Source organism: Pseudaminobacter soli (ex Li et al. 2025), assembly GCF_029892515.1.
Classification (GTDB): domain Bacteria; phylum Pseudomonadota; class Alphaproteobacteria; order Rhizobiales; family Rhizobiaceae; genus Pseudaminobacter; species Pseudaminobacter soli_A.
In genome coordinates this window covers 537,027-549,396 of the sequence record NZ_JARXVF010000001.1, presented here as the reverse complement: position 1 = coordinate 549,396, position 12,370 = coordinate 537,027, and the positions used below count along the sequence as shown (strand labels likewise).

Sequence of the window (12,370 nt, the reverse complement as noted above, 5' to 3'; positions counted from 1 at the left end):
CCGCCAATCTGTCCGCGTGGATGAGAAAAAAGGCCCCGCGTTAGACCGCGTTGGCCAGCGCGACGAATTCCTGAATGTCGAGCGTTTCGGCGCGGCGCGTGCCGTCGATGCCGGTTGTTTCCAGCAGGCGCGCGCCTTCGATACCCTTGAGGCTCTGGCGCAGCATCTTGCGCCTCTGGCCGAAAGCCGCCTCGGTGATGCGGCCAAGCATGCGTACATCGGCCGCCAGCGGTTTTTCACGCGGAAGAAGCTGGACCACGGACGAGGTGACCTTCGGCGGCGGCGTGAAAGCTTGCGGCGGAAGGTCGAAGACGATGCGCGCGTCCGTGCGCCAGCCAGCGAGCACGCCGAGCCGGCCATAGGCGTCGCTGCCGGGCTTGGCGACGATGCGCTGCGCCACCTCGCGCTGGAACATGAGCGTCATCGAGGCATAGAAGGGCGGCCAGTCCTCGACCGTCAGCCAGCGGATCAGAAGCTCGGTGCCGATATTGTAGGGCAGGTTAGCGACGATCTTGACCTTTTCGCCCGGCGCCAGCGCGGCAAAATCGGTCTTCAGCGCGTCGCCGGGGATCACCTCGAGTCGGCCGGGATAGTGCGCCGACACTTCCGCCAGCGCCTCAAGGCAGCGTTCGTCGCGCTCGATGGCGACGACGCGGGCCGCTCCGTTCATCAACAGAGCACGCGTCAAGCCGCCGGGGCCGGGGCCGACTTCGATGACCGTGGTCGAGCTCAGGTCGCCGGCGGAGCGGGCGATCTTGCTGGTGAGGTTCAGGTCGAGCAGGAAATTCTGGCCGAGCGATTTCTTGGCCTGCAGGTCGAAACGCTCGATCACTTCCCGCAGCGGCGGCAGCCCGTCGATGGTCATCTGATGCGGACCTCATTGTCGGCGAGCTGGCGCGCGAGCCGCAATGCGGCGATCAGGCTGTCGGGCCGCGCAATGCCCCTGCCGGCGATGCCGAAGGCGGTGCCATGGTCGGGCGAGGTGCGGATGAAAGGCAGGCCGAGCGTGACATTGACGGTCTCGTCGAAGGCCAGCGCCTTGGCAGGGATCAGCGCCTGGTCGTGATACATGCAGATGGCGGCGTCGTAGCCAGCGCGTGCGCGGGCATGGAACATGGTGTCGGCGGGTAGGGGGCCATAGGCGTCGATGCCCTCGCGGCGCAGCGTCTCGATCGCGGGGAGGATGACGGCCTCGTCCTCGCTGCCCATGGCGCCGCCTTCGCCCGCATGCGGGTTGAGGCCCGACACGGCCAGACGCGGCTTGCCTATGCCAAACCGCCTTTGCAGGTCATGGGCGGTGATGCGGGCGGTTTCCTCGATCATCACGCGGGTCAGCGTGCTGGGCACCTCGGAAAGCGGGATATGGATGGTGACCGGCACTGCGCGGAGCTCGGGGCCCGCCAGCATCATGACCGGCGTGACCGGGTTGCCGGTCTTCAGGCTGGCCAGATGGGCGAGGTACTCGGTGTGGCCGGGAAAGCGGAAGCCGGCATCGTAAAGCGGCTTCTTGGCAATGGGGCAGGTGACGACGGCTGCCGCGTGGCCCGCGAAAACATCCTCGACCGACCGGTTGATCGCCTCGATGATGCCGGGGGCATTGGCGGGATCGGGCTGGCCCGGCGTATCCTTCAGGCCTTCCGCAAGCGGCACCACCGGCAGCGCGCGTGAAAAGACCTTTGACGCTTCGGCGGGCGTCGTCGTCTCGATTACGACCTCGACGCCGATCTGCCGCGCGCGGGCGGCCAGAAGGTCGGGATCGCTCAGGATGTAGAAGGCGGGGGTGTTCGCGGCCGCGCGATCGCGCCACGCGGCAATGGCGATCTCGGGCCCGATGCCCGAAGGATCGCCGCCGCTCAGTGCCAGTATGCTGTCATCGCCTCGGTCGCGCACAACGGATCAGCGCTCAACGATTTTTGCGCGTTTCTTCAGCTCATCAATATAGGTCTTGTTGAGCTGTTCGGCCTGCTGGTCCTGGTTGCCTTCCGACTGGAAGACCATCTTGGCGACCTTGTCGTCCGACACTTCGCGGGCGCTGCAGATGCCGATGAACTCGACGCCGCGCTCGGTCTCGCGGACGCCGGTGGCGCCGCCGACCTTGGTCTTCTTGATCTGGTCCGCCCATTCCGACGGCAGTTCCGGCGCCAGCACGCGGCCCAGGTCACGAACCGTGACGTCGATCAGGCCCTTGGCGAATTCGCGGGTTGTGTTGCAGCCGCCGTATCGGGCGCGCATGGATTCGGCTTCGCGCTTGCGCTTGGCGATCAGGCCGCGTTCCTTGGCCGGAACGACGAAGATCACCTGCTGCAGCATATATTCGGTCGCGGTGGGCTTGCTGCCCTTCTGCTGCAGCATGCGCTGCACCACGTCCTGCTCGCTCATGCTGCCGCCCTGGGAATTGAAGCGGGCGGAGAGCGCCTGGTTCCAGCTCATCTGCGTGCGGATGAAGTCCTTGAAGTGCTGGGCTGTGACGCCGGCATGATCCAGAACCTGGGTCAGCTGCGCGGGCGACATCTTGTTGGAGCTGGCAAACCGCTTGAAGGCGTCCTCGACCTGCTGGTCCGATACCTTGATGTTCAGGCGCTTGATCTCGGCGGTGCGCAGCGCCTGGTCGACCATCTCGTCGCCGGCCAGCTTGTTCAGGTTGCCGGTGCGATGCTGCAGCTTCAGGAAGGCCGCGCGGCGCTGGATGTCGTAGCTGGTGATCGCAGCACCATTGACGACATACTTGATCTCGCTGGCGGCTGCCGGTGCAGCGGTCAGCACTGCGGGTGCTGTGCTGAAAGCAACGAGAACGGCGAAACTGGCTGAAAAGAGGTATTTTCTGATCAAGATCATATTGATCGATCCCCGTCGTCGATTTTCTGCAGAACAGACATATGGTTCCGGATGCCGATCCTATACGGCGAAAGGATGACGGCCGTTCTGGCGGGCCGTCACGGCAAGGCACTCGCGGAAGTGCCACCCGCTGTTCCGAAGTCTCCGAGAGTCCGGAAGGAGATGTTGAAGCCGAAGGTACGTTCGTCCCTCGCGATCTTCTGCGGGTCGCGCTTGGTGATCATGGACAAGGTGTAGGAGAAGCACTCGTCGTCATAGGCAAAGCCGAGCGAGTCCTTTGTCACTACGCCCGATACGATGTCATAGGTGCCGGAACCGAAGGCGCGCCAGTTCACGTGGAAACGGCTGGAGGCGCCGAGCGTCACTTCCTTGCGGTCAAACTCGAAGCCGTAGAGCGGCTGCCTTTGGATGAAGGCATACTGTCCAGCCACAGACAGCGGGCTCGACGAATAGCCGGCCTTCAACTCGGCGCGGCGAATTTCCAGCGACTGCTCATCCAGCCGGGCGCTTGCCGAGGCTGACAAGCCGTTCGGCGAGGCAATGCCGACCAAGCCGACGAAATCGGACGTGTCGTTCTGCAGGCCAGAGAAGGCGCCGGCATTCACGAGATCCGGCGAGTCGAAGGAGTTGCGTCCCGCGAGCTGGTAGGACTGGCCGAAGATCGCGTTGGTCGTCCAGCCATTGTCGTAGGAGCCGGAATAGCGGAAGCCGACATTGGCGCGCGTGCCACCTTCGATGCGGTCATAGCCGGAGAATTTGTCGCGCTCGAACAGGGTGGTCGCGTCAAAGACGAAGCTCTGGGCGTCTTCGTTCGGGCGGCCGAGCGTCGAGGCATAAGGCTCATTCGGGCGAGCGAACACCTGCGCCATCGGCTCGAGAATGTGGGTGCTGCTGGTGGACGAGAACAGGACCGGCCAGCGCAGTTCGAGGCCGGCAGTGGCCATCGCGCGATAGAAGGAGGAGCGGATGTCGGCGACGACACCGAGATTGTCGGCCATGTTGTGGATGGCGTCGATCGATTCCTGGCTGGCGTTGAGGTAGTTGGCATCGGCCTGGAATGCCAGCAGAGGCGTGACCACGAGACCGCCGGGCGTGATGAGGGAGCGCTTCCATTCGGCTTCGCCGGTGATCCGGCCATCGTTGCCCTGGATGCCGGGCACGCGCTTGACGTCCTCGTCAACCTTGTGATGTTTGTGCCACGGATCGGGGAAAAAGGCGACATCCAGCTCGTTGCGATGGATTATCCGCGAATTGGCCTTGAAGTTGAACTCGCCGCCGGCCACCGGCTCATCCGGTGTGTAGTAATAATCGAAGGACGGCAGGACCCAGGGCTGCTTGTCGTTGCGCGCCAGCGGATCGTAATAAAGCAAGTCTTCCTGGACCTGGAACTTCATCCCCCTGAGGTCGAAATAGTTCCGGTCGTTCAAGCCCGTCAGGTAGACCTGGGACAGGTAATCGAACTTGCTGTAGCTGTCGATCTTGTAGGTATAGGCGAAATTCTTGTCGGTCTGCGCGAGGATATCCCAGCCGAAGGCCCAGCGCGGATTGATGTCGAAATTGCCCCTGCTGCCGATCATGCCGCGGAAGCGGTTCGGATGGTCTACAGGCCCGGAGTTCACCCCGAAGCGGCCATTGTCGATGAAGGCGCTGGGGTCGTTCTGATGGATACCAGCGATCTTCAGGCTGTATTCGCCCGAGTTGAAGCGCTGGCGCCACTCGGCTTCGCCCAGAAAACCCTGCTTGGTGTAGCCGCCGGCGGAAACCGTCAGGTCGTAGGTCGGCGAGAGGGCGAAATAGTAAGGAACCTTCAGGCTGGCGCCGAGGCTGGTCTTGTAGTCGACGCTCGGAATCAGGAAGCCGCTCTTGCGCTTCACCGTGGGGTCGGCGATTTCGAAGCTCGGAATATAGGCGATCGGGAAGCCGAAGAACTCGAAGCGCGACCTCTCGAAGCGCACCGTCCTGGTCGTGCCGTTCCAGATGATCTTCTGCGCCTTGATGCGCCAGATCGGCGCCCTGTCGGGCTGCGCTTCGCAGGGAGCACAGGCGGTGTAGACGCCATTGTTGAAGGTGGTCAGAACGCCGCCTTCGCGGGTAGCACTTTCAGCGGCGAAATAGGTCTTGTCGACGGTTTCGACGCGCAGGGCGTTGACGAAGCCGTTGGCGAAATCGTCGGTGACGTCGATCTCTTGGGAAAAGGCCTTGGTGCCGCTGCTGTCGATGATTTCGACATTGCCGCTGGCGATGAGGCGGGAGGTATTGCGGTCATAGGTGACGCGCTGCGCGACCAGCCGGTTGCCGGCATAGTCGATTCGGACCCCGCCGACTGCGGTTACGGTGTTCTTGTCGTTGTCGTAGACGAGCGTGTCGGCTTCCAAAAGCATCTGGGAGCCGGCCGGAATCTTGGGGGCAAGGTTGCCGATCTCCTGCGCGGAAGCCGGCGTGGTGACGGGCATAGCATAGGCGAAAAGGCAAGCGAGGGCCGTTGCGCCGTAGAGGCGTGCCAGGCGAATCGTCTTTTGCGCTGTCGTCAACGCGCCCCCCAACTAACCATCCTCCCTGTACAACAGGAAAGTTACCCCGAAAAACATGGCCACTACCACCGGGAACCAGGCCGCAACGACCGGCGGCACGAATCCCGCATTTCCAAATGCCTTCACCAAAACTGAAACCACATAAAGCAGAAACCCGGCGACGACGCCACCCAGAATCATCGTCGTAGATTGCCCCATCCTTGCAAACTTCATCGACACTGTTGCAGCAATGAGAGTCATCGCGACAAGAAGCAGTGGAAGAGCCATCAGGGAGTGGAACTGCATGGCAAATGCGTTGGCCCTCAGGCCGAAAGACTGGGCCACCTCGATCTTGCTGGGGAGCTTGTAGAACGGGATGGTCTCGGGCTCGGCGAGGCGTTCTTGCACGAACTCCGGCTTGAGATTCGTCGGCACGCGGTCGGTCGCCAGCGCTTCGCCACGCTCGCCATTGCGGAAGAGCGTGACGTCCACCAGCTCCCAGTAGCCGTCGCGCAGGAAGGCGCGCTTGGCGTCCTTGCGTTCGGCGATTTCACCCTTCTGGTCGATCGTGAAGAACACCGCATCGGAGAGCTCAAGCCCCTGATTCAGGATGGCGCGTGCACCGATGATCGTGTCGACACCGTTCGCCTTCTGGTGGATCCACGGCGCGTCGAATGCGGACACTTCGTTGGACGAGCCGGAGCGGATGTCGGTTTCCAGGAGCTGCGAACGCGACAGGCCATGAGCCGCGAGCGGGTTGAGCACGCCGACCGTGATTACGCCGAAAAGCAGCGCGCCGACGCAGGCAGGCAGCAGGAACTGCCAGGCGGAAATGCCGGCGGCGCGGGCGATGACCAGCTCGTATTTGCGGTTCAACGAGATCAGTGTCGCCATGGCCGCAAACAGCGCAACGAACGGCACCGTCTGCTGGATGATCATCGGCACGCGTAATGCCGACACCGAAAGTGCGGTCAGGAAGGTGAAGTTGGGCAGGCCCGAGGTGCGGCTGGAGAATTCGGTGAAATCGATCAGGAATACCAGCGCATAGATGCCGATGAAGAACCACGCCGTGATGGCGGCGTAGCGGCGGAAGAAATAGAGACCGAGCGTCCAACCCATCACGCGGACCCTCCGCTGGTGGTTTCCCTGCGGATCAGGCGCTGCCACAGGCTGGAAAGGAACTCGGTGGAACGGCGCGCCGAGTTCGATATCGCGTCGGCCCATGACATGGGCAGCTCCATCGTCCTGTTGCTTCTGATGAAGCCGATGGCCACGAGCGAGGCGATCAAGGGCACCGCGTAGACAAGCGGACTGAATAGAGGATCGGACGTCGCCTGATTGGTGACGAAGAAGCCCAGCCAGCGCACGAAAAGCGCGATTGCGATTGCCGTGATCATCGGGTGGATGCGACCCTCGCGATGCGAGCGGGCGTCGCCGGCCACGGCAAGCGCGATCAATGCGAACACCAGCGGATACAGCCACTCGGTCAGGCGCCGGTGCACCTCGCCGCGGAACGATTGCGGGTTCTTCTGGAACTGCTTGTCGTTCGGATCCGGGTTCATCAGGTAGGGCAGCGGGCGGTCCTTCGGGTACATCGTGTAGCTGCCCGCTGCGGCGGTAAACGTTGAAAGGTCGAAGGTGTAGGAGGTGAAGCGGATCACCGAAAGGTCGCCGTCGGGCGACTTGCGGTGCACCACGCCGTCGCTCATCACCAGCATGCTCTTGTCCGCATCCTGCAACACCGCGCCGGTCTTGGCGTAGTAGACGAGGTCGGTGCCTGGCTGGCGCGAATCCGCCACGAAGATGCCGCCCAGCTGGCCATCGGGCAGCCTTTCGCCAACCTGAACGTAAAGGCCTTCGTCGACCTTGCGGAAGGTGCCTTCCTGGATCACCAACGACAGGAGATCGGCCTGTGCGGCTGCGACGAGCTGGCGGCCGCGTTCGCGTGAGTAGGGATCGATGCCGTTGTCGACCGCAAACGAGAAGACGCTGGCCAGAAGCGCGAGAATGATCATCGGTCGCGCCACGATGAGGCGCGAGCTGCCGGCGGCACTGATGACGACCAGCTCGGAATCGGAATTCATCGTGGACAGCGTCTGCGCCACCGCGATGATCAGCGCAAAAGGCACCACGATCGGGATGATCGAGGGCAGGATCAGCGTTGCGAGTTCGAAAAAGGTGAGCGCCGATTGCCCGCTGTCGGTGACAAGGTTCAGGCGCGCAAGCACCTGCGTCGTCCACACGATCGCCAGCGTCCACAGCATGGCGCCGAGGAACATCGCGAACGTCCGGCGCATTATGTAGCGTTCAACGACCTTCATATGCCGCGGCGTTCCGTTTCTGTGGTCGTTCATGGCGGCACGCCGCCCTGCCAAGTTCGGCAGGGTATTCACACCGCGTGGGCGGTGGAAAGCGGATCCCGTCCTTCACTGCATTTGCGCGCATGGTGACTCTCGTCGGGAGTGGCTAAGAAACAGCCAAGAAAGCTGGTTAATCAAGTGTTGATCGCGAATCGTCGACTGCTACTAGCAGCTGCGGTCGGTTTGATCGACCGTCTGTGATGAACAGCCACATTGCAGCAAAAAACTGACCGAGCCGGCTTACAGCTTGCCAAACCGCGCAAAACGACGAAATGTCGCGTGAAAACGTGTCCATGATATCGAAAGCAGGCTCTCCATGACATCGATGCCGACCATCAGCTTCGCCAAATTCGCCGCGCCCAAGAAGGGGACCGCAATCGTGCTGGTTACAGAGGGCGGCTCGCTCAGCGCGGCAGCGGGCGCCTGCGATCCGGGCATGGCCTTTTCCCGCGCCTTTCCGGTGGCGGAGTTTTCCGGCAAGTCCGGCAGCTCGGTCGAGGTGCTGGCGCCAGAGGGCTCGCCGCTCGATCGCCTGGTCGCGGTCGGTGCCGGAAAAACGGGCGAGCTCAACGAATATTCCTGGCTGAAGCTTGGCGGGGCAGTCGCAGCGCAGCTGCGCAAGGCCGTCGACGTCACCGTCGTTGCCGAGCTTGCCGACGCCGAGGTCAGCGCGACTGACGCGGCCAATCTCGCGGCTGGCATCCTGCTGCGCAGCTATGCGTTCGAGAAGTACAAGACCCGCAAGGACGACGGCAACGGCAAGGAGGCGACGCCCGCAAAGCCGGCGAAGATCACTATCCAGTGCGCCGACCCGACTGGTGCCAAGAAGGCCTTCGCGAATGCGCAGGCCGTGGTCGACGGCGTCGTGCTGGCACGCGATCTGGTCAACGAGCCGGCCAATGTGCTCGGCCCGGTGGAGTTCGCCACGCAGGCCAAGGAGCTGGAAAAGCTCGGCGTCAAGGTCGAGGTGCTGACCGAAAAGGAAATGAAGAAGCTCGGCATGGGCGCGCTTCTGGGCGTTGCGCAGGGTTCGGTGCGCCCGCCGCGGCTGGTGGTGATGCAGTGGAGCGGCGGCAAGGCCAAGGACAAGCCGGTCGCCTTCGTCGGCAAGGGCGTGGTGTTCGATTCGGGCGGCGTGTCGATCAAGCCGGCCTCCGGCATGGAGGACATGAAGGGCGACATGGGCGGCGCGGCGGCCGTTACCGGCTTGATGCATGCGCTGGCCGCACGCAAGGCCAAGGTCAATGCGGTGGGGATCATCGGCTGCGTCGAGAACATGGTCGACGGCAATGCGCAGCGTCCGGGCGACATCGTCACCTCGATGTCCGGCCAGACCATCGAGGTGCTGAACACCGACGCGGAAGGCCGCCTCGTGCTGGCGGATGCGCTCTGGTACTGCAACGACCGCTTCGAGCCGAAATTCATGATCGACCTGGCAACGCTCACCGGCGCGATCATGGTGGCGCTGGGCCAGAACTATGCCGGCCTGTTCTCCAACAATGACGAGCTGGCCGGAAACCTCTCCACCGCCGGCCAGGCCAGCCAGGAGCGGGTGTGGCGTATGCCGCTGGGCACGGAATACGACAAGCTGATCGATTCCAAGAACGCCGACATGAAGAACATCGGCGGCCGCTATGGCGGCTCGATCACCGCCGCGCAGTTCCTGCAGCGCTTCGTCAAGGACACGCCCTGGGCGCATCTCGACATCGCCGGCACCGCCATGGGCGCGCAGGCCAACGAGATCAACCAGTCCTGGGGCTCGGGTTTTGGCGTGCGCCTGCTCGACCAGCTGGTGCGCGACCACTACGAGGGGTAAGGCGCACCGACACGTCTATGACTGGCGCCGGCGGCATAGGCGGCGCCAGTCCGGTTTGCATCATCACCAAGCGAAATTTGTCGCTTGGGAGATGACGCAAAATCTTTTCGGCTGAAGCTTTAGAACATGCTGAAGCATTCATTAATCATATCTTGAGATGGGTGAGGTAGTGGATCGATATTGATCTGCTCGCGGCATGATGCCGTGGCTGCGAACTTTGTGCATCGTTTCCATGATGGAAGGCGGGTGCGCGATCAGGAGCTCGCATGACCGTTGTATCCTCGGCCAACGTCCCCTTGTCGCTGGTTCTTATGCAGAAGAGGGCGCCCTTCCAGACAAGTTCGGCATCGCCCAGCGCCAATCTCGTCGTAGTGGCGAACGGCCTGGGAAAGACCGCTTACAACGATGGATTGGCAACAGCCTCTTCCGATGACCTGTTCAGCACGAACACGATGGATGTCACCGCGCAAAAGGTGCATCTGGTCGATCGGCTGGCAAAATCGCTTGGCGTCAAGCAGGACGACTATGATTCCGCGTCGTCTTTCTACAAGGCGCTGAAGGCGGAAATTGACAGGGTGAAGCGGAGTCCGAACGGATTGATGAAGATCGCCGAGATCGAGAAGGATCTGGGCCTGACCGATCTCGGCATTTCGGTGGACATGCTTATGAACGCGGTCATGGACCCGTCCGGCGACGACGCCAAGAAGGTGGATGCCGCGCTGGGCAAGGCCGCCAAAGACCTGGCTCAAGGCAAGCCGATCGAAATGGACGAGATCGGAATCTATCGTCCCGTGCGGTAGCCGCCCTCACTTATGATTGGCGGGTTCCCGCTCGCCGGTCCGTTCCCACCGGCGATCCGATGTCGTAAAGGCGTTCCAACGACCAGCCGCGCGCATCTGCGCGTCCTCGGGTAGCAGGGGAGCGAACGACTTTTGCGCATCATGTCGCTGAATGCCTGGGGCGGCAGGGTCCACGACCGGCTCATCCCCTATCTGGCCAATGCGGATCCGGACGTGCTTTGTCTGCAGGAGATGGTTTCGACGCCGACGGTCGACAAGGAATGGCTGATCTACCGGGACCACGATCTGGAGTTGCCGCAGCGGGCCAACCTGCTGCAGGAGGTGGCGGCGGCGCTGCCGTCGCATCAGGTCTTTTTCTGCCCGGCCGCACGCGGCGATCTGTATGACGGCAACGTCGGCTATCCTTCCGAGTGGGGGCTGACGACTTTCGTGCGCCGGACCTATCCCGTGATCGGGCAGGCGCAGGATTTTGTGCATGGCGAATTCAGTCCGGATGGCTGGGGCGAGCATCCACGCTCGCGAAACGCGCATGCGGTGCGTCTCTTCGACTATGAGACGTCGTCCGTAATAACCATTGCCCATATGCACGGCTTGCGCGATCCGGCCGGCAAGGGCGATACGCCGGCGCGCCATGTCCAGGCGAGGCGGTTTGCCGAGCTGATCGACCGGACGCGAAGGGACACCGACAGGCTGGTGATCTGCGGCGATTTCAACGTGCTGCCGGGCAGCGTGACCTTCGCGGCTTTGGCCGAACTCGGGCTGACCGACCTGATCACGACACGCGGATTCACCGATACGCGCACCTCGCTCTACAAAAAGACACCGCGATTTGCCGATTACATGCTGATAAGCGCCAATGTCCCGATCCGCCATTTCGATGTGGTGAAGGAGCCGGAAGTGTCCGATCATTGCGCGCTTGTGCTTGATATCGGCTGAAATCCGGCTGACGCTGTCGGCGTTTCAATCCATCACGCGATCGCGTAGTTTTGCGGCATGGCTGAAGTTCTGTTTTACCATCTGACCGAGTCGACGCTGGAAGAGGCGCTGCCGGCCCTCATTGAAAAGAGCGTGCAGCGCGGCTGGCGCGTCGTGGTGCAGACCGGCACGGAAGAGCGCCGGGATGCGCTGGACGCGCATCTTTGGACCTTCCGCGACGACTCCTTTCTTGCCCATGCCACGGACCGCGAGGCCTATCCGGAGGAGCAGCCGGTGCTTTTGACGACAGGGCAGGACAATGCGAACCAGGCGCGCATTCGCTTCATGGTCGATGGCGCCGTGCCGCCGGATCTGGGCGCTTACGAGCGCGCGGTGTTCATGTTCGACGGCCATGACGCGGGCCAGCTCGAAGCTGCGCGCGTTCAATGGAAGCAGATGAAGGCGGGCGGCCACACCGTCACCTATTGGCAGCAGACGCCCGAGCGGCGCTGGGAACGCAAGGCGTGACGGCGGCGATGGAAGGGGCGGCGGACAAGGCGCCGCGCATCGTCATCATCACCGGCGTGATGGGGGCGGGAAAGTCCACCGTGGCGCAGGCGCTGGCCGAGCGGCTGCCAAAAAGCGTGCATCTGCGCGGCGATCTCTTTCGCCGCATGATCATCGGCGGCCGGGTCGAGATGAGCCCCAACCCGTCGCCCGAGGCCGAGCGGCAGCTCCGCATACGCTACGAATTCGCCTGGGACGTCGCCACCAAATATGCCGATGCCGGCTTCACCGTCGTCTATCAGGACGTCCTTCTGGGCGAGTTTCTTGGCTGGGCGGCGGAACGGCTTGAGGCCTACCGGCCGGCGGTGGTGGTGCTCGACCCTTCGGCGGAGGTGCTGACCGCCCGCGACAAGGCGCGCTCGAAGAACATCTATGACGATCCGGTCTACGGCGCCTGGACGGCAGAGCAGATCCGGCGCGTGCTGCACGATGAGACCCCGCATATCGGCCTCTGGCTCGAAACTTCCGCGCAGACCGTGGACGAAACCGTGACCGAGATCATGACGCGCCTGAAGCTGCCGGGCTGATTGTTCACAGCTCGTCTCTATTTGCCGTGCAATTGGGACG

General features: G+C 62.8%; 11 protein-coding genes. 5 read left to right on the top strand and 6 right to left on the bottom strand.

From position 1 onward, the window contains the following. Positions 1-40: 40 nt before the first annotated feature. The 6 genes from rsmA to lptF all read right to left on the bottom strand — a co-directional run bounded on the left by rsmA (position 41) and on the right by lptF (position 7,666). The gene (gene rsmA / locus M2281_RS02655; RefSeq protein WP_280819541.1) at positions 41-865 is read right to left on the bottom strand and encodes a 16S rRNA (adenine(1518)-N(6)/adenine(1519)-N(6))-dimethyltransferase RsmA; all 825 of its coding nucleotides are present in this window, start codon (positions 863-865) and stop codon (positions 41-43) included. Further along, a complete protein-coding gene (gene pdxA, locus M2281_RS02650) occupies positions 862-1,890 on the bottom strand; it encodes a 4-hydroxythreonine-4-phosphate dehydrogenase PdxA (protein ID WP_280819540.1) in 1,029 nt (342 codons plus the stop codon). The genes rsmA and pdxA overlap by 4 nt, the downstream gene beginning before the upstream one ends. 6 nt (positions 1,891-1,896) lie before the next feature. Then, positions 1,897-2,835, bottom strand: a complete 939-nt coding sequence (locus M2281_RS02645) for a peptidylprolyl isomerase (RefSeq protein ID WP_280819539.1) — start codon at positions 2,833-2,835, stop codon at positions 1,897-1,899. 98 nt (positions 2,836-2,933) lie between these two features. After that, positions 2,934-5,378 (bottom strand): LPS-assembly protein LptD, encoded by a 2,445-nt coding sequence (locus tag M2281_RS02640; protein WP_425537657.1) that lies wholly within the window; start codon positions 5,376-5,378, stop codon positions 2,934-2,936. After that, positions 5,379-6,467 carry an LPS export ABC transporter permease LptG gene (gene lptG, locus M2281_RS02635; RefSeq protein ID WP_280819538.1) on the bottom strand — a complete coding sequence of 363 codons (1,089 nt, stop codon included), beginning with the start codon at positions 6,465-6,467 and terminating at the stop codon, positions 5,379-5,381. It abuts the gene before it with no gap. Next, on the bottom strand, positions 6,464-7,666 hold the full coding sequence (lptF, locus tag M2281_RS02630; protein ID WP_280821089.1) for an LPS export ABC transporter permease LptF: 1,203 nt from the start codon (positions 7,664-7,666) through the stop codon (positions 6,464-6,466). Before lptF ends, lptG begins: the two co-directional genes overlap by 4 nt. Before the next feature lie 355 nt (positions 7,667-8,021). Between lptF and M2281_RS02625 the strand changes: the two genes are divergently transcribed. The 5 genes from M2281_RS02625 to M2281_RS02605 all read left to right on the top strand — a co-directional run bounded on the left by M2281_RS02625 (position 8,022) and on the right by M2281_RS02605 (position 12,330). Next, positions 8,022-9,521 carry a leucyl aminopeptidase gene (locus M2281_RS02625; protein WP_280819537.1) on the top strand — a complete coding sequence of 500 codons (1,500 nt, stop codon included), beginning with the start codon at positions 8,022-8,024 and terminating at the stop codon, positions 9,519-9,521. A 266-nt stretch (positions 9,522-9,787) separates the two neighbouring features. Next, entirely contained in the window at positions 9,788-10,321 is a 534-nt protein-coding gene (locus M2281_RS02620; RefSeq protein WP_280819536.1) for a hypothetical protein, read from the top strand. A gap of 132 nt (positions 10,322-10,453) precedes the next feature. After that, positions 10,454-11,257, top strand: coding sequence for an endonuclease/exonuclease/phosphatase family protein (locus M2281_RS02615; RefSeq protein ID WP_280819535.1), 804 nt, complete (start codon positions 10,454-10,456; stop codon positions 11,255-11,257). Between the two features lie 57 nt (positions 11,258-11,314). Continuing rightward, positions 11,315-11,764 (top strand): DNA polymerase III subunit chi, encoded by a 450-nt coding sequence (locus M2281_RS02610; RefSeq protein WP_280819534.1) that lies wholly within the window; start codon positions 11,315-11,317, stop codon positions 11,762-11,764. Next, the gene (locus M2281_RS02605) at positions 11,761-12,330 is read left to right on the top strand and encodes an AAA family ATPase (protein WP_280819533.1); all 570 of its coding nucleotides are present in this window, start codon (positions 11,761-11,763) and stop codon (positions 12,328-12,330) included. Before M2281_RS02610 ends, M2281_RS02605 begins: the two co-directional genes overlap by 4 nt. The last annotated feature ends 40 nt before the right edge of the window (positions 12,331-12,370 follow it).

Excerpts from the sequence above, each read along its gene's own strand:
- rsmA (WP_280819541.1), bottom strand. The coding sequence starts at position 865 with ATGACCATCGACGGGCTGCCGCCGCTGCGGGAAGTGATCGAGCGTTTC.
- M2281_RS02645 (WP_280819539.1), bottom strand. The coding sequence starts at position 2,835 with ATGATCTTGATCAGAAAATACCTCTTTTCAGCCAGTTTCGCCGTTCTC.
- lptF (WP_280821089.1), bottom strand. The coding sequence starts at position 7,666 with ATGAAGGTCGTTGAACGCTACATAATGCGCCGGACGTTCGCGATGTTC.
- M2281_RS02625 (WP_280819537.1), top strand. The coding sequence starts at position 8,022 with ATGACATCGATGCCGACCATCAGCTTCGCCAAATTCGCCGCGCCCAAG.
- M2281_RS02620 (WP_280819536.1), top strand. The coding sequence starts at position 9,788 with ATGACCGTTGTATCCTCGGCCAACGTCCCCTTGTCGCTGGTTCTTATG.
- M2281_RS02610 (WP_280819534.1), top strand. The coding sequence starts at position 11,315 with ATGGCTGAAGTTCTGTTTTACCATCTGACCGAGTCGACGCTGGAAGAG.